This window comes from Micromonospora sp. C28ISP2-4 (assembly GCF_030519385.1).
GTDB lineage: Bacteria > Actinomycetota > Actinomycetes > Mycobacteriales > Micromonosporaceae > Micromonospora > Micromonospora tulbaghiae.
Map to the genome: position 1 here is coordinate 80,605 of NZ_JAUMKG010000007.1, position 16,501 is coordinate 97,105.

Here is a 16,501-nt window from a genome sequence, read left to right on the forward strand (position 1 = left end):
ACGAGAAAGGAGCCGGCCCCGCACGGGACCGGCTCCTTTCTCGCGTACGCCGGAAGTCAGCGACCCCGGGTCTGCCGGAACGCGCCGCGCGCCGGCCGCATGTTCTTCGGGATCGCGCCCTTGGGCATCTGCGGGCGCGCGGTGAGCGCCTTGAGCCGCTTGTCGAGGGCGTTGACGTCCTTCGGGGACAGGGCGCGGGGCAGCCGCATCAGCGTCATCCGCAGCTTGCGGACCGGCAGCTCACCCTCGCCCTGCCCGATCACGTAGTCGTGCAGCGGGGCGGTGCCGATCACCTTCGCGAGGCGGCGCTTCTCCTGGCCGAGCAGGCCGCGTACGCGCTGCGGGTTGCCCTCGGCCAGCAGGATCACGCCCTGCCGGCCCACCACCAGGTGCACCATGTCCATCTGGGTGGTGGAGCTGACCGCCGGGGTGACCCGCCAGTCGCCGCGCATGCTCTCCATGATCTGCGCCGCCGCGCCCGGCTGCCCCTCGGCGGCGTTCATCATCGCCTTGTTGGAGCGCAGGTTGAGCACGATCAGCACGGCCAGCAGGGCGAGCAGGATGCCGATCGGCAGCCAGATCCAGCCCCAGGCGATCACCGCGACCACGGTGAGCGCGAGCGGGATCAGCACCGCCGCCGCGGTCAGCGGCGCGAACCACTTGTCCTGCTTGGCGGTGAACCGGAACACCATCCCGATCTGCTTCAGCCGCTGGCCGAACGAGACCTTCTCCTGGGGCTTTGCCATACCGCAGAGTCTAGTGGTCGGTGCACATCACGTTGATCCGTGGCCGCCTGTTCCGCCGAGGGCTGAGTACCTTACCGCCGCGCCGGCCCGAACCGGCCCGCCGGTAAGGAGGCGGACGGGCCGAAGATCAGGCGGCGTACCCATGCCCCGGGGGCACCTTCGCGCGCAGAGTCGATCTCGACAGGGAACGACACCGCACGACAAGGGAGACCGAGATGTTCGGCAACGACGCGGACTTCATCCTCAGCATCCACCGCAGCCACGCCGCCGAGCTGCAGGCCGACGCGGCCCAGGACCGGCTCGCCCGGTCGCTGCCACGCCGGCACCCGCGCGGCTGGCTCAGCCGCCGGCAGCACCAGGCCCGCACCATCGACGCCCGCCGGTGACCGCACCGGCGGCCGTCGCCGGGTTCACCGGTGCGGCCGGTGCCGTGGGGAAGTTCGCCGGTCCGGCCGTCACGGGGGCGGCCGGACCGGCGGCTCTTTATGGCCCGGTCGGGCCGTCGGGGGCGCGTGGCATGCTCGACGGCGTGACCGTACGCGCTGCCAGCACCGTCCTCGTCGGCCGCCGGCCCGAGCTGGCCGCGCTCGGCGACGCGCTGGCCCGGTCGCGGTCCGGCGACCCGGCGACGGTGCTCGTCGGCGGCGAGGCGGGCGTCGGCAAGACCCGGCTGCTGGAGGAGTTCGGCACCCAGGTGGACGCCGCCGGCGCGCGCCTGCTCGTCGGCCAGTGCCTGGAGCTGGGCGAGGCCGGCCTGCCGTTCGCCCCGTTCGCCGCCGCGCTGCGCGACGTGCTGCGCCACGACGGGCCGGCCGCCTTCGCCGGCTACGAGGCGGAGTTCGCCCGGCTGCTGCCGGAGCTGGCGCGGATGCCCGCAGGCGCCGCCGCGCCCGCCGGCTCGGCCCTCGCCGACACTCCGCGCGGCTACCTGTTCGACCTGGTCGCCGAGCTGTTCCGGCGGCTCGCCGAGGAACGCCCGCTGGTGCTGGTGATCGAGGACCTGCACTGGGCCGACCGCTCCACCCGGGATCTGATCGGTTTCCTGGTGCGAGCCGCCCGCGCGACCCGCCTGCTGGTCGTGTGCACGTACCGCACCGACGAACTGCACCGCGGGCACCCCCTGCGGCCGTTCCTCGCCGAGCTGGACCGGGTCCGCGGCGTGGACCGGATCGAGCTGGGCCGGCTCGACCGCGACGGCACCGCCGCCGTGCTGGCCGACCTGCTCGGCACCGAGCAGTTCGCCCGGACCGTCGACGACGTGCACGAACGCACCCAGGGCAACCCGTTCTTCATCGAGGAGCTGGCCGCCGCCGGAGGCCCGGTCGGCTGCGCGGCCATTCCGGAAACCCTGCGCGACCTGCTGCTGGCCCGCGTCGACCGGCTGCCCGAGCCGGCTCAGCGGGTGCTGCGGATCGCTGCCGCCGGGGGCACCCGCTTCGCCCACCAGCTCCTCGCCGAGGTGGCCGGCCTGCCCGAGGCCGAACTGGAGGACGCGCTACGCGCCGCCGTCGCCGGGCAGCTCGTGGTGGCCGACCCGGACGGCGAGTACGAGTTCCGGCACGCGCTGGTCCGCGAGGCCGTGCACGACGACCTGCTGCCCGGCGAGCACGCGCGGCTGCACGCCCGGTACGCCGCCGCGATCGAGGCCCAGCCGCACCTGGTCGCCGCCGGTCGTGCGCCGGCCGAGATCGCCCACCACTGGTACGCGGCACACGACCACCCGCGCGCGCTCACCGCGGCCCGGGTCGCCGCCGAGGCGGCGGCCGAACGGTACGCGTACGCCGAGCAGAGCCGGCTGCTGGAGCGCGTCCTCGAACTGTGGGAGCAGGTGCCCGACGCCGCCGACCGGCTCGGCATGGACCACCTGCGGGTGCTGGAGGACACGCTCACCGCCGCGGTCACCGCCGGTGACCTCAGCCGCGCGCTCACGCTCACCCGGGCCGCGCTGGCCGAGGTCGACTCCGACGCCGAGCCGCTGCGCGCGGCCCGCCTGCTCGACCACCGGGGCCGGCTGTTCGCGCTGCTCGGCAAGAGCGACGGCGTGAGCGAGCTGCGCGAGGCGTACCGGCTGGCGGCGGGCGCGCCGCGCGGACCGGAACGGTTCGGCGTGCTCGCCGACATCGCGGCGCACATGATGAAGGTCGCCCCCCGCGAGGCCGCGTCGGTCGCCGCCGAGGCGGCGGCCGGCACGACCGAGATCGACGCGGACCTGGCGCTGCTGCCCACCCGGATCAAGGTGCTGCACCGCACCAACGACACCCCGGATCTCGGGCTGGCCGAGTTGCGCCGGGTGGAGGCGCGCGCCCGTGCCGTCGGTGACTCGCGGGCCCTGGTCAGCGCGCTGGTGTTCCTCTCCGACGTGCTCTACGAGCTGGGCCGCTACGACGAGTCCGAACAGGCAGCCGCAGCCGGGGTGAGCGAGGCACGCCGGGTGGGCATCAGCCGCTCGATCGGGGTGTACCTGCTGTCGAACCGGGCCGAGGCGCTCATCGCGCTGGGCCGCTGGGACGAGGCGGACGCCACCTGCGCCGAGGCGGCCCGCATCGACCCGCCCGGCGTGTCCGGGCTGCACTGGCTGCAACTGCGCGCCGGGCTCCACCTGGCCCGCGCCCATCCCGGCGCCGACGAACTCGTCGGACGGGCGCTGGCGTTCCTCAGCCGGCCCTACCTCTGGCCGAACCACCGGCTGCCGCTGCACGAGCTCCGCGTGGAGGCCGCGCTCGCCGCCGACGACAAGCTGGAGGCGGTACGCGCGGCGCGTGCCGCCCTGGCCGACCCGCACCTGGCCGACCTGCCGCGCGAGGGGTGGCCGGCGCTCAGCGCGGTGGCGCGTACCGCCGCGCTGACCGGGGACGCGACGCTCGCCACCGAGGTGTCGGCGGTGGCCGCCGCGCTGCCCGCCCGGCACCCGGCCGAGCACGCCCACGCGGCGCACGTCGCGGCCGTCCTGGCCGGGCTCGGGTCCGCCGCTCCCGGCGAGGCGCTCGCCGCGTGGCGGGCGGCCGTGGCGGCGTGGCGGGCGGCCGGGCAGCCGTACCCGCTGGGCCGGGCGCTGCTCGGGCTGGCCGAGGCGGCCGCGGCGGCGGGCGAGCGGGACGACGTCGCCGCCGCGGTACGGGAGACGGCCGAGCTGGCCGCCCGGCTGGGCGCCACCCCGCTGGGCGAGCAGGCGGCGACGCTGGCCCGCCGGGTCGGACTGCGGGGCACCGGGCGACCCGGGCCGGACCTGCTGACCAGCCGGGAGCAGGAGGTGTTACGGCTGGTCGCCGAGGGGCACAGCAACAGCCGGATCGCCGAGCGGCTGTTCATCTCGCCGAAGACGGCGAGTGTGCACGTGTCCCGGATCATCGCCAAGCTCGACGTGACCAACCGGGTGGAGGCCGCCGCGCTGGCCCACCGTCTCGGCCTGCTCGACCCTCCGCCGCCCGCCCCGGCACAGCGTCGCGCCCGGTAGCGCACCGCGTCTGCGTCAGGGACGGGGCAGGTAGATCCGCCAGCCGGCCACCGTGACGACGTCGAGCGCGCCGGATTCGGTGCCGAGGCGCTCGTCCAGCCGCGCGGCCAGCGGCGAGCCGGCCGGCGCCACCCACGCCGCGCCCGGGTCGGCCGCCACCTCCCGCCGGTACGCCGGCAGCCTGTCGAAACCCGGGGTCAGGTCGTCGTCGACCACGGCACAGACCACGTTCTCGCCCGTCGCGTAGGTGAGCCGGTTACACGTCCAGTAGCCGCCGCGTACGTTCCGGACGTCGAGCGCGCCGAGCGTGTCCACGAGCGACCGGTGCCGGTCGGCCTCGGCGTGCACGTCGGGTGCCGTCCGGATCACGTCCACGGTGGCCGCCGCGCCGGTGCCGAGCACGCCCGCGAGCACCGCCGCCGCCGCGAAACCCGTCGCGCGGGCCACGGGGCGGCCGGTGAGCCGGCGGGCGGTCCGCCACAGTGGCCGGAGCAGGGCCGGTACGGCGACCGCCAGGCACGACAGGTAACGGCTGCTCTCGATCGGCGTCTGCCCGGCGGCGTTGCTCAGCGCGTACGCGGCCACCACCCCCGCCGCGCCGCCGAGCAGCGCCAGCCGCACCCCGGCCGACACCCGCTCCGCCGAGGGCGGACCGCCGGAGGCGCGGCGCAGGGTGTGCCACGCGGTGAACGCGGCGAGCACCAGCAGCACCGGGAACGCGACGGCCCACCAGAGCTGCCAGGTGGCGCACCGGCCGGGTGAGCAGAAGCCCATCGCCAGCGGCGGCCCGAGGACGAGGGCGCCGTACAGCCGGTCGGCCCAGTCCGCCGACGCGCCCGTGCCACCCGCCGCCAGCACCGCGGCCACCGGGTTGCGGCCGTGCCGGATGCTGTCCACGAGCATCGGGGCCGCGCCCAGCAGCAGCGCGCCGGCCAGCACCGCCCCGGCCCGGCCGGCCAGCTCCCGCCGGCGCCACGCCACGAGCAGCGCGCCGAGCGTCAGCACGTACGGCAGGATCAGCGGGTCCACCCAGAGCAGCACCCCGGAGATCAGTCCCCAGGCCGCCCAGCGGGGCAGCCGCGCGCCCGGCCCGGTCCCGCAGAGACCCACAGTGAGCAGCGCCAGCGCCGCACCGGCCGGGTTCAGCTCCGGATAGCCGCCACCGGCGATGAGCTGGTTCTTCACCACCCGGTCCGCGCCGAGCGCCAGCACTGCGACGACGAGCAGGGCGTACCAGCGGTCGCCGCCGAGTCGCCGGGTCAGCCGCCAGGACAGCAGCAGGAACAACGCGTACAGCGCCAGCGTCGGCACCCGCAGCACGAGCACCGACGGTCCGGCCAGCGCGACCAGCGGCGCGGCCAGGTACGCCTCCAGCGTGCCCATGTACGCCTGGCCGTAGAACCAGACCGGGAAGCCGTCGCCACGCGCGATGTGCAGGGCGGCCAGCCCCATCGTCGCCTCGTCGCTGTTGGTGGGCGGCACGTCGGCGAACAGCAGCGCCAGGCGGTAGCCCACGCCGGCGAACCCGACGAGCAGGGCCAGCAGCGTCGGCAACGGCAGCCGCCGGGGCGTACGAGGGCGCACGGCTTCGCGTGGCTCCTCGCGTACCCCGGCGGTCATGCCTGTGATCATGGCATCCGGCGGGCGGCCGGCGGCGGGTGACGCGGTGGTCGGCCGGCCTCAGCCGGCGACGGTGACCTCCCGGCGGGCGTCGAGCGCCTGCTGGTAGAGGCGGCCCGCGCGGTACGACGAGCGGACCAGCGGGCCGCTCATCACGCCCGCGAAGCCGATCTCCTCGGCCTCCTCGCGCAGCTCGACGAACTCCTCCGGCTTGACCCAGCGGGTCACCGGGTGGTGCCGGGGGGAGGGGCGAAGGTACTGCGTGATGGTGATCAGCTCGCAGCCCGCCTCGTGCAGGTCGCGCAGCGCCTGGGACACCTCGGCGCGCTCCTCGCCCATGCCGAGGATCAGGTTGCTCTTGGTGACCAGGCCGTCGGCCCGCGCCTGGCGGATCACGTCCAGCGAACGCTCGTAGCGGAACGCCGGGCGGATCCGCTTGAAGATGCGCGGCACGGTCTCCACGTTGTGGGCCAGCACCTCGGGCCGCGAGCCGAAGACCTCGGCGAGCTGCTCGGGTACCGCGTTGAAGTCGGGGATCAGCAGCTCGACACCGCAGCCGGACTGAAGCGCGTGGATCTGCCGGACCGTCTCGGCGTAGAGCCAGGCCCCGCCGTCGGGCAGGTCGTCGCGGGCGACACCGGTGATGGTCGCGTAACGCAGGCCCATCGCGGCGACGGACTCGGCGACACGCCGCGGCTCGTCGGCGTCGAACTCGGCCGGCTTGCCGGTGTCGATCTGACAGAAGTCGCAGCGCCGGGTGCACTGGTCACCACCGATGAGGAAGGTGGCCTCCCGGTCCTCCCAGCACTCGTAGATGTTGGGGCAGCCGGCCTCCTGGCACACCGTGTGCAGCCCTTCGCGCGAGACGAGCCCGCGCAACTGGGTGTACTCCGGGCCCATCTTGGCCTTGACTTTGATCCACGGCGGCTTGCGCTCGATCGGCGTCTCGGCGTTGCGCGCCTCGATCCGCAGCATCCGCCGCCCCTCCGGGGCGACGGTCGCGGTGCGCGCTGGCTGCTCAGTCGTCGGCGCGGATTGCTCGATCGTCACAAAACCGAGCGTACGCCGGTCGGCGCCGGTCGATGAACGAGGGCGACGGCCGTCACGCCGGAATGGCTGTGACACCGGACACCAGGGGCGAAAAAACCCGGTCACAGCGCGGCGCACGTGGTGCTAGCGTGCCGGGCAGAGCTGTGACGGAGCCGAGTAACGGGCCGATCCGCCAGTCGAGAGAGCCGCCGGTTGCTGCGAGGCGGTCTGGCGCCGGCCCGTGAAGACCCTCCCGAGCTGCGGGAAGAACGGCGTGTCGCGCCCAGTAGAGCCCGCCCGGCCGGCCCCGGTGAAAAGGCGTCGAACGAGGCTCCCGCTCCGGTGGGGGCGAAGGTGTGGTGGCACCGCGAGGTTCCCGCTCGCCCACACCTCCCTGGGGATCGCGTTGCGATTGGTCAAGGAGGTAGTCGTCGTGCAACGCATCCTGTCCACAGAACTCCCCGCCCATGTGGGCGCCACAGTGCGGCTCGCCGGGTGGGTCCACCGCCGCCGGCTGCTCAAGTCGGTGGCCTTCCTGATCCTGCGGGACGCCGCCGGGCTCGCCCAGGTCGTGGTCGCCGCGCCCGCCGTGCGCGAGCAGATCGAGGCGCTCACCGAGGAGACGGTCGTCGAGGTCGTCGGCACTGTGGTCGCGAACGCCACCGCGCCCGCCGGGGTCGAGGTCGTCGAGCCGACGGTACGTCCGCTCGGGCCGCCCGCCGTCCCGCCCCCGTTCGACCTGTACCGGCCGGTGCTCACCGCCGGCCTGCCCACCCAGCTCGACAACGCGCCGACCGCGCTGCGGCACCCGACGAGGTCAGCCGCGCTGCGGATCTCGGCGGCGGCCGTGTCCGGCTTCCGGGCCACGCTCGACGGGCAGGGCTTCGTCGAGGTGCACACGCCGAAGGTGGTCGCCTCCTCCACGGAGAGCGGAGCGAACGTGTTCGCGCTGGACTGGTTCGGGCGGCCCGCCTACCTGGCCCAGTCGCCGCAGTTCTACAAGCAGCTCATGGTCGGTGTCTTCGAGCGGGTCTACGAGGTGGGGCCGGTGTTCCGCGCCGAGCCGCACGACACGGTGCGCCATCTGGCCCAGTACACGTCGCTCGACGTCGAGCTGGGGTTCGTGGCCGACCACCGGGACGTGATGGCGGTGCTGCGGGGCACCCTGGCCGGGATGGTGGCGACAGTCGCCGGGCTGGCCGGCGGCGCGCTGGCCACGCTGGGCGTGACGGCGCCGGAGGTGCCGGCCGAGATCCCGGCGGTGCACTTCACCGACGCGCTGAAGATCGCCGGAGCGCCGGCCGACGAACCCGACCTGGCGCCTGCGCACGAGCGGGCGCTGGGGGAGTGGGCGCTCCGCGAGCACGGCAGTGACTTCCTCTTCGTCACCGGCTACCCGATGGCGAAGCGCCCCTTCTACACGCACCCGGACCCGGCCCGGCCCGCGTACTCGAACGGTTTCGACCTGCTGTTCCGGGGCGTGGAGCTGGTGACCGGCGGGCAGCGGCTGCACCGGCACGCCGACTACCTGGCCGCGCTGGCGGCGCGGGGCGAGCCGGTCGAGCCGTGCGCCGGGTACGTGGACGCGTTCCGGCACGGCATGCCGCCGCACGGCGGTTTCGCGATCGGGCTGGAGCGGTTCGTCGCGCGGCTCACCGGCGCGGCGAACGTCCGGGAGGTGACCGCCTTCCCGCGCGACCTGCACCGCCTCACGCCCTGACGGCCGGGACCGGCGCGGCTTGCGCCGCGCCGGTCCGGTGGCGGGCGTGTTCTCAGCGGGTCCCGGTGGCGGGCGTGTTCTCGGCGGCTTCCGATGGCGGGGCGCGGGCTCGCCCGAGCCGTCGGCCAGCCGCCGCCCTCCGGAACCGACTTGCGGTCGACCACCGAGAGTGACGAAAGGTCGTGCAGCCTTGCGGTCACACTCAGTGATGGCCGCTCCGGGGTCGCCGAGATGCCCTCGACGGCGGCGAATCTCGCTGAGCAGGGGTTATGGCGAGCCGCCCGCGGAAGGGAGGGAAGGGCGTGCGCGCACTTTGCTCTGCAGCCACTGGCGCAACGTTCGACCGGGAGTGACCGTTGCGGATCCGGCTGCAGAGCAAAGTCGGCGGGAGGGCACGTGCTCCGATGGCGGCGGTGTTACTTACCGTGACCGATGGTGAGGTGGTCCCTGGTGGTGGTGGGCCGGACCGGTCGGTCAGCGCGCACCGAGCGGATGCGCGATGGCCGGGGGCGGGAAAGGGGGAGCGGTCAGGCCGGGCCGAGCAGGTCCCAGGGGTTGCCGGCGATGTCGCGGAAGACCGCGACCCGGCCGTACGGCTCGGTGCGTGGCGGCCGGACGAACTCGACGCCCGCGTCGACCATCCGGCGGTACACCGCCTCGAAGTCGTCGACCTGGAGGAAGAAGCCCACCCGGCCGTGGGTCTGGTCGCCCACCGCACCGGATTGGTGCTCGCCGTCGGCGCGGGCCAGCAGCAGGCCGGTGCCGCCGCCCGGTGGGCGTACCACCACCCAGCGCTTGGGCCGGCCGTCGTTCGTGAGCGAGGGCTTGTCCTCCGCCAGCTCGAACCCGAGCACCTCGGTGAAGAAGGCGATCGCCGGGTCGTACTCGGCCACGACGAGCGTGACCAGGTCGAGCCGCACCCGGCTCAGACCGTGGTCAGCGTCGGCAGGTGCCGCTCGACCACCGGCAGCACGTCGGCGACGGTGATCGGCCGGCCCAGCTCGGCGGTCAGCGAGGTGACCCCGGCGTCGCGGATGCCGCAGGGCACGATCCGGTCGAAGAAGCCCAGGTCGCAGTCGCAGTTGACGGAGAAGCCGTGCAGCGTGACGCCGCGGGCCACCCGGATGCCGATGGCGGCCACCTTGCGGGCCGGGCCCCGGTCGTCCTCGGGCACCCACACGCCGCTGCGTCCATCGACCCGGCCGGCGGCCAGCCCGAACTCGGCGCAGACGTCGATCAGCAGCTGCTCGGTGCGCCGGACGTACGCGACCACGTCGACCGGGTCGGGCAGCCGGACGATCGGGTAGCCGACGAGCTGCCCCGGGCCGTGCCAGGTGATCTTGCCGCCGCGGTCCACGTCCACCACAGGGGTGCCGTCCATCGGGCGGTCCCACGGCTCGGTGCGCTTGCCGGCGGTGTAGACGCTGGGGTGCTCCAGCAGCAGCACGGTGTCGCCCTGCTCGCCGGCCACCACCGCCTCGTGCAGCCGGCGCTGCTCGTCCCAGGCGGCCTGGTAGTCGAGCAGGCCGGCGCGGACGGCGGTCAGCCCGGAAGTCGTCACGCTCACCCGTCCAGCCTAGTCCCGCCCTCGGGGGACCGGACCCGTGAGCCTCGTCGCGTCAGGCCGGCACCCGCCACAACCAGACGTCCTCCACCCGCTCGGGCGGGCCGAGCAGCGCGGTGGCGGTGCGCCGCAGCGCCTCCTCGTCGACGTCGAACTTGGCGCCGTGCACCCGGTCCGGCAGCACCACCGCCCGCACCCCCCAGTAGCGCAGGTCCGCCCGGGACTCGCGGATGCTGCCGTCGGTGATGATCGGCACCAGGCCGGTCCGGCCGGCCTGGTCCATCAGCGAGTCGAAGGTGCGCGGCACCGGGCCGATCCGGCCCCGGCCCTCCGGGCCGCCCGGTCCGAGGAAGAACCCGGAGGGGATCCGGAACTCGCCCTGCCGGTTCGCCAGCGCGTACGCCTGCCAGCGCTGCCCGTCCGGGTAGACGTCAACGGTCAGCGGCAGCGGGGTCAGCACCCCGTCGGACGGGACGTAGCGTTGCCAGGCGCCACTGGTGATGAACGCCGGGATCGGTTCCCGGACGCTGGTCAGCAGCGGGGTCGGCACCAGCGGCAGCAACGCGGCAACGAAGCCGAGCGCCCAGACGAGCCCGCTCACCCGGCGTCGTGGCGGCCGGGCGCGCAGCGTGTCGATCGCGTACGCCAGCAGCAGGCCGATGACCGGCGCGACGACGAGCGCCAGCCGGGACGGCAGCGCCGCGTTGATCACCGGCAGGTTGTCCAGCACCCCGAACGGCAGCGTCTGGTCGAAGCGGCGGCCGTTCCACTTCACGGTCGGCCCCCACGACAGCACCGCGAAGACCACAGCCGTCACGCCGAGCGCCGCGAGCGTGGCCCGGAACGCGCGGTCCGCGCGCCGCCACAGCAGCGCGAAGCAGGCGACCGCGAGCAGGAGCAGCGGTACGCCGAAGAACGAGTTCTCCTCCGTCGGGTTGGGGGCCAGCGAGGTGCCCCGTCCGGCCCAGCCGGCCAGCGACCGGCGCGGGTACGACCCGTACGCGGCGATGTCCTCGGAGTGGATCAGCGGGTCGAACCCGGTGCCGTGGAACCGTTGCGGTCCGAGGAAGTGCAGCCAGAGCGGGTACGCCAGCAGCGCCCCGGCGACGAGCGCGGTCACGCCCAGCCCGGCCGCCATCCGGGGCAGCGCGGCACGCACCTCGGACCGGCGGGCCGGGTGCAGCGCCCACACCGCGAGGAACACGCCCAGCGCCAGCGCGGTGAAGAACAGCCCTTCGGCGGCGATCGAGAACGCGACAGCCACCAGCAGCCCGAGCACGATCCCGCCGGTGACGGCCCGGCCGGGGCGGCGCAACCGGAACACGCCCCAGATCAGCAGCGGCACCAGCCAGCCCGCGGTCCAGTTCAGGTGCGCGTTCGCGTGCGACACCATCGCCGGGCAGAAGGCGATGAACAGCGCGCCCACACCGGCGGCCAGCCGGCTGCGCACCAGGTGCCGGCTGAGCAGCCAGTACCAGGCCACCGCCGTCGCGGCCAGGTTGAGCGTGAGGATCACCAGGAACGTCGCGGGCGGCCCGATCAGGTACGTCAGCGGCGCGAAGACCGCCGCGTACACGGTGATCGAGGTGTTCACCGCCAGGTTCACCCCGTCCGGGACGTTGATCAACGTGGTGAACAGCGGGTTCTGCCCGTGTGTCAGTGCGTGCCCGCCGAACGCCAGCAGCCACTCGAACAGCGCCTGGTCGCTGGAGTTGACCGTGATCGCGCGGCTGTTGGGATCCCGCCACAGGCCACTCGTCACCCAGAGGGCCAGGGCCAGCGCGGCGAGCGTGACCAGCAGGTCGGCGCGCCGGTCGCGGACAGCTGTCGGCGACCGGCCGGCGGCCGGGGACGGGGAGGAGGGCACGCAGCGGACGTTACCAACCGGACCTGGGCAGACCGCCCGGACACGGAACTCGCCGCACACTTCGGTGGTCGTGAATGTGTGAGTGGCGGCCATTCCGGTGTGACGAAACGCGGCCGTAACGTCGCGGCAACTCGGAGGTGACCCAGTTCACATTCCACGATCGGGAGGTCCCGTGCCCCGCTCCTCATCCCTCATCGCCCGCGTCGCCGGGGCGGCGGCCGGGGTCGTGCTGGCCGCGGCCACCGCGCTGGTCGCCGCCCACCCCGCCCAGGCCGCCTCGCTGACCCAGGTCACCGGGTTCGGCTCCAACCCCGGCAACCTGGCCATGTACGCGTACCGCCCGGACGGCCTGCCCGCCGGGGCGCCCGCCGTGGTGCTGCTGCACGGCTGCGTGCAGAACGCCTCGACGTACGTCGCCAACTCCGGCTGGCAGAAGTACGCCGACCAGTGGAAGTTCACGCTCATCGCGCCGCAGCAGCCCAGCGGCAACAACGCCAACTCCTGCTTCAACTGGTTCGAGACCGGCGACACCGCACGCGGCCAGGGCGAGGCGCTGTCGATCAAGCAGATGGTCGACTACGCCAAGAACACCTACGGCACCGACGGCGCCCGCGTCTACGTCAGCGGCCTCTCCGCCGGTGGGGCGATGAGCGCGGCCATGCTCGCCGCCTACCCGGACGTCTTCGCCGCCGGCTCGATCATCGCCGGCATCCCGTACCGCTGCGCCACCAGCACCGTCATCGCGTTCAGCTGCATGAACCCGGGCGTGGACAAGACCCCGGCGCAGTGGGGCGACCTGGTCCGCGGCGCGTACGCCGGCTACACCGGCAAGCGCCCACGGGTGGCGATCTGGCACGGCACCAGCGACACCACCGTGGCGACCGCGAACGCCGCCGAGTCGCGGGACCAGTGGACGAACGTGCTCGGCGTGTCCACCACCCCGACCAGCACGTCCACGCTGCCGGCCGGCACGAGCCTGGAGGTCTACGGCAGCGACCAGATCCGCCTCTACCGGGTCTCCGGGATGGGCCACGGCACCCCCGTCGACCCGGGTACGGGCGCGGACCAGTGCGGCACCGCCGGGGCGTACTTCCTGGACACCATCTGTTCGACGTACCGGGACGCGGTCTTCTTCGGGCTCGGCGGTGGCGGCGCCTCGCCGAGCCCGACCCCGACGGCGACCGCGTCACCCACGCCGACGGCCTCGCCCACCCCGACCGCCACGCCCTCGCCGACCAGCGCGCCGGTCTGCGTCACCGCCAGCAACTACGCGCACGTGGTGGCCGGGCGGGCCTACCAGTCCGGCGGGTACGCCTACGCGCTCGGCAGCGGGCAGCGGATGGGCCTCTACAACACGTTCTACACGAGCACGCTCAAGCAGACCGGGCCCGCGTACTGGGTGATCGGCTGCTGACCCGCCGCGTCGCGCCGCCCTCGCTCACCCGGTGAGGGCGGCGCGCAGCGCGCCCGGCAGGTCCGGGTGCGCCCAGGTGAAGCCGGCCTTGTCGAGCACACCGGGCAGCACCCGCGTGCTGGTGAGCGCCTCCTGCGCGAAACCGCCGAGCGCGACCTTCAGCGCCAGCGCCGGGATCGGCATGATCGCCGGGCGGTGCAGCTGCCGGGCCAGCTCCCGGGTGAACTCGGCGTTGGTGACCGGCGCCGGGCCGACCACGTTCACCGGGCCGGCGACGTCGTCGCGGGCCAGCAGGGACTTCGCGGCGTCGAGCCAGTCCCGCAGCGAGATCCACGGAAGCCACTGCCGCCCGCTGCCCAGCTTGCCGGCGACACCGAGCCGGAACGGCAGGAGCTGCGGCTTGAGCAGGCCGCCGTCGCGGTGCAGCGGCAGCCCGGTACGCAGGCGCACCACCCGTACGCCGGCGTCCTCGGCCGGGCGGGTCGCGGCCTCCCAGACCCGGCAGACGTCGGCGAGGAACCCCTCACCCGCCGGCGCCTCCTCGGTGACCGCCCGGTCGCCGGTGTTGCCGTACCAGCCGACGGCGGACGAGTTCAGCAGCACCGCGGGCCGGTCGGCGGCGGGCAGGCCGGCGATCGTGATGGCGAGCGTGGTGGTGCTGTCCACCCGGCTGGTCCGGATCACCTTCCGGTACTCGTCGTTCCAACGCTTGTCGCCCACCCCGGCGCCGGCCAGGTTCACTACCGCGTCGGCGTCGGCGACGCACCGCGGGTCCAGTTGCGCGGCGGACGGGTTCCACTGCCGTTCGGCCGGGGTGCGCGGCGGGCGGCGGACCAGGCGGGTGACCTGGTGGCCGTCCGCGGTGAGCCGGTCGACCAGTCGGGTGCCGAGGAAACCGGACGCGCCGGCCATGAGGATCCGCATGCTCACATCTTCGAGTACGGAGCGCGATTCGGATGCGTTGAGCGAAATGACTCACTCGTCACGCAACTACTTCCAGCCCTTCACTACCTGGTCGACGGCGTGCGTGAGCCGTCTCCAGCTCTCCAATCGGCCGAGCGGGCCGGACGGCTCCAGGCGAGCCAGAAGCTGCCGGCGGTGCTCGTTGAACCGGGCCTTGACGACATCGCGGCGTCGTCCGGTCTCGTCCGCCGCGCGGAGTATGCACTCCGCGAGTCGCGCCTTGGGGTCGCTGATCGACTCCACCTCGTGCACCTTCGGCAGGCCTAGATTCATTCGCCCTCGAGGATTTCCGGCGACCTGTCGGATCGCGGTCTCGTCGAGCAACAGCCACGCCTCCGTCATCCGCACGGGGATCACCGGGATCAGTGCCGCCTGGCTTGAGGTGGTGGCGTATGCCGTGGTGATCTCGTGCAAACGCGTCTGGTAGCCGGCGTTGTCGGCGTCCCGGTGGACCACGATCAGGTCGACCGGATCGTGGTTCAACCTCAGGCCGGCGGCGATCCGGGATTCGACATCCTTGGTGACCTTGGAGGACAGTCGTTCGAACTCTGGGGAGCTGAGCATCAGCTCTACCCCACGCTCGTAGAACAGCAACTGGATGTGCTCTGCCAACGGTTGGTCGGAGCTGCCTTCGGCGATGAACAGCCCCGAGTACGTTCGGCTACTCATGCCGACAGACCCGGCGGGATGTGCAGCTGAGTCGCCGGAGGGTTGGTCAGGTAGGCCACCACGTCGGCCTCCGAGAAGGTCGGCTGCCCGGGCTGGGCACGCCAAGAGCTTCGGTACGGCAGAACTGCCAGCGAGCGCACGATGCCCCGCCCGGCCGACGACCGTGGCCGGAGTTGTGCCAGCAGGAGGTCGCTCGGATCGCAGAGTTGGACGACGCCCGGCGAGTGCGTATTGATGATCACCTGCCGGAAGGGGTTGGCCGTGCCCGGCGGCTCAGTCGGATCCACGACGAGGTCGCGGACGAGTTGCACCATGGCGGGCAAGTTCGCCGGATGGATTCCGTTTTCCGGCTCCTCCATACAGACGAGTCCGTTGAACTCGGAATCCTCCAGCAGTACGCAGAGCGCCAGGAAGCGAAGGGTGCCCTCGGAGAGGGCTCGAGCCGGAAGACGCAGACCGCCTCGCTCCTGCAGGAACAGGGTGAACGTCTGGCGCACGTCGTCGAATTCGACATCGAGCGCCTCGACAGCGAGACCTGTGAGGTCCGACAGGCGCCCCGCAACTCGGGCATATACCCGGTCCGGGTCGCCCGACCAGTCGGGAGCGTGCGCCACCCGATACAACGTGCTTGGGAGGTGACGCCCGCGCGGACTCATCCTTTCCGGACCGGTCTCGTCGTCAGGTGATCGCAACGCGGACGGTTCCAGTGCCAGCCGGCGCCATCGCTGCATCTCGTGGCGGGCGGCGAGGATGGTCGGATTCTCGGCGGTGATCGTGGTGCTGAGCACCGTCCTGGCGGCGCGGCCGGGAGACCGCGACTTCTCCACGGTATGCCCGCCCTCGTGGCTGTTGATGAAGGCAGCCTGCGCACCGCGTCGATCGGTGGACAGATAGACCGGGTCCCGCCCGCTGCTCAGAATGATCGAGTCGAGGAACGTGTCGCCGGCTGCGAAACGGAGTCGGGTCTTCGGGTCCTCGACCTGTCGCAGGTCCTCACGGAGCAGATGGAGTCGTCCACCACCATGCTCGCCACGCGTCGGTCCGTAACCGAGTGTGACCTCGTAGCGCAGGAACGTCGCCTCTGGACGGGCCCGTTCGCCGAGTTCATCTTCCACCTCGTTCGGCACGATCATTTCCGCGGCGATCCGGATGCGGTGCTCGTTTTGCCGATAGCCGTCCCAGAAGAGGTCGCGGGGATCGCTGCCGACGGCGTCGGACGTTCCCCGCACCTTCTGCGCGGCCCTGGTCAAGGAATCGGTCGCCAGGTAGGAGAGAAACTCGATGGCGTCGAAAATGTTCGATTTTCCCATGCCGTTCGCGCCGGCGATGCACGTGAAGGGGCCGAAGTCGATGGTGACGTCCAAGAGGTTCTTGAACCCCTGCACCTCCAGCCGAGTCAGCATGGTCAGAGCTTAGTCGCGGGAACGAGCGATGCATCTGAACCCGAACACAGGT

The 16,501-nt window shown here is 73.2% G+C and carries 13 protein-coding genes; 4 read left to right on the forward strand and 9 right to left on the reverse strand.

The genetic code is table 11. The features are described from left to right. Positions 1-56: 56 nt before the first annotated feature. Positions 57-746 (reverse strand): DUF4191 domain-containing protein, encoded by a 690-nt coding sequence (locus Q3W68_RS23875; protein ID WP_013287747.1) that lies wholly within the window; start codon positions 744-746, stop codon positions 57-59. Between the two features lie 215 nt (positions 747-961). Here Q3W68_RS23875 and Q3W68_RS23880 point away from each other — a divergent pair, with 215 nt between their 5' ends. Further along, entirely contained in the window at positions 962-1,132 is a 171-nt protein-coding gene (locus Q3W68_RS23880) for a hypothetical protein (protein WP_302907591.1), read from the forward strand. 143 nt (positions 1,133-1,275) lie between these two features. Continuing rightward, a complete protein-coding gene (locus Q3W68_RS23885; protein WP_302907592.1) occupies positions 1,276-4,200 on the forward strand; it encodes an AAA family ATPase in 2,925 nt (974 codons plus the stop codon). Between the two features lie 15 nt (positions 4,201-4,215). On the opposite strand, the gene Q3W68_RS23890 is transcribed toward Q3W68_RS23885, so the two are convergent. Both Q3W68_RS23890 and lipA read right to left on the reverse strand, forming a co-directional pair. Then, a complete protein-coding gene (locus tag Q3W68_RS23890) occupies positions 4,216-5,820 on the reverse strand; it encodes a DUF423 domain-containing protein (RefSeq protein ID WP_302907593.1) in 1,605 nt (534 codons plus the stop codon). Positions 5,821-5,880: 60 nt separating this feature from the next. Further along, on the reverse strand, positions 5,881-6,870 hold the full coding sequence (gene lipA, locus Q3W68_RS23895; RefSeq protein WP_013287743.1) for a lipoyl synthase: 990 nt from the start codon (positions 6,868-6,870) through the stop codon (positions 5,881-5,883). Positions 6,871-7,282: 412 nt separating this feature from the next. Here lipA and aspS point away from each other — a divergent pair, with 412 nt between their 5' ends. After that, positions 7,283-8,569, forward strand: a complete 1,287-nt coding sequence (gene aspS, locus Q3W68_RS23900; RefSeq protein ID WP_302907594.1) for an aspartate--tRNA(Asn) ligase — start codon at positions 7,283-7,285, stop codon at positions 8,567-8,569. Between the two features lie 527 nt (positions 8,570-9,096). Here aspS and Q3W68_RS23905 read toward each other — a convergent pair. From Q3W68_RS23905 to Q3W68_RS23915, 3 genes are read right to left on the reverse strand one after another with little or no spacing between them, the layout of a single operon-like run. Further along, positions 9,097-9,489, reverse strand: coding sequence for a VOC family protein (locus Q3W68_RS23905; RefSeq protein WP_302907595.1), 393 nt, complete (start codon positions 9,487-9,489; stop codon positions 9,097-9,099). A gap of 5 nt (positions 9,490-9,494) precedes the next feature. Continuing rightward, positions 9,495-10,136 (reverse strand): lipoyl(octanoyl) transferase LipB, encoded by a 642-nt coding sequence (lipB, locus tag Q3W68_RS23910; RefSeq protein WP_302907596.1) that lies wholly within the window; start codon positions 10,134-10,136, stop codon positions 9,495-9,497. A 52-nt stretch (positions 10,137-10,188) separates the two neighbouring features. Continuing rightward, positions 10,189-12,000 (reverse strand): DUF2079 domain-containing protein, encoded by a 1,812-nt coding sequence (locus Q3W68_RS23915; RefSeq protein WP_302907597.1) that lies wholly within the window; start codon positions 11,998-12,000, stop codon positions 10,189-10,191. 172 nt (positions 12,001-12,172) lie between these two features. On the opposite strand from Q3W68_RS23915, the gene Q3W68_RS23920 reads away from it, so the two are divergent. After that, positions 12,173-13,414, forward strand: coding sequence for a PHB depolymerase family esterase (locus Q3W68_RS23920; protein WP_302907598.1), 1,242 nt, complete (start codon positions 12,173-12,175; stop codon positions 13,412-13,414). Positions 13,415-13,438: 24 nt separating this feature from the next. Here Q3W68_RS23920 and Q3W68_RS23925 read toward each other — a convergent pair whose 3' ends face one another. The 3 genes from Q3W68_RS23925 to Q3W68_RS23935 form a co-directional block, all read right to left on the reverse strand. After that, positions 13,439-14,338: a TIGR01777 family oxidoreductase gene (locus tag Q3W68_RS23925; protein WP_302907599.1), complete on the reverse strand. Its 900-nt coding sequence runs from the start codon at positions 14,336-14,338 to the stop codon at positions 13,439-13,441. Positions 14,339-14,404: 66 nt separating this feature from the next. Then, entirely contained in the window at positions 14,405-15,046 is a 642-nt protein-coding gene (locus tag Q3W68_RS23930; RefSeq protein ID WP_302907600.1) for a DUF4276 family protein, read from the reverse strand. Further along, positions 15,043-16,449, reverse strand: coding sequence for an AAA family ATPase (locus tag Q3W68_RS23935; RefSeq protein WP_302907601.1), 1,407 nt, complete (start codon positions 16,447-16,449; stop codon positions 15,043-15,045). The genes Q3W68_RS23930 and Q3W68_RS23935 overlap by 4 nt, the downstream gene beginning before the upstream one ends. Positions 16,450-16,501: the final 52 nt, after the last annotated feature.

What these genes read in the sequence shown, in the direction of transcription:
- Q3W68_RS23925 (WP_302907599.1), bottom strand. Translation starts at nt 14,338, where the DNA reads ATGCGGATCCTCATGGCCGGCGCGTCCGGTTTCCTCGGCACCCGACTG.
- Q3W68_RS23930 (WP_302907600.1), bottom strand. Translation starts at nt 15,046, where the DNA reads ATGAGTAGCCGAACGTACTCGGGGCTGTTCATCGCCGAAGGCAGCTCC.
- Q3W68_RS23875 (WP_013287747.1), bottom strand. Translation starts at nt 746, where the DNA reads ATGGCAAAGCCCCAGGAGAAGGTCTCGTTCGGCCAGCGGCTGAAGCAG.
- Q3W68_RS23890 (WP_302907593.1), bottom strand. Translation starts at nt 5,820, where the DNA reads ATGACCGCCGGGGTACGCGAGGAGCCACGCGAAGCCGTGCGCCCTCGT.
- Q3W68_RS23935 (WP_302907601.1), bottom strand. Translation starts at nt 16,449, where the DNA reads ATGCTGACTCGGCTGGAGGTGCAGGGGTTCAAGAACCTCTTGGACGTC.
- Q3W68_RS23880 (WP_302907591.1), top strand. Translation starts at nt 962, where the DNA reads ATGTTCGGCAACGACGCGGACTTCATCCTCAGCATCCACCGCAGCCAC.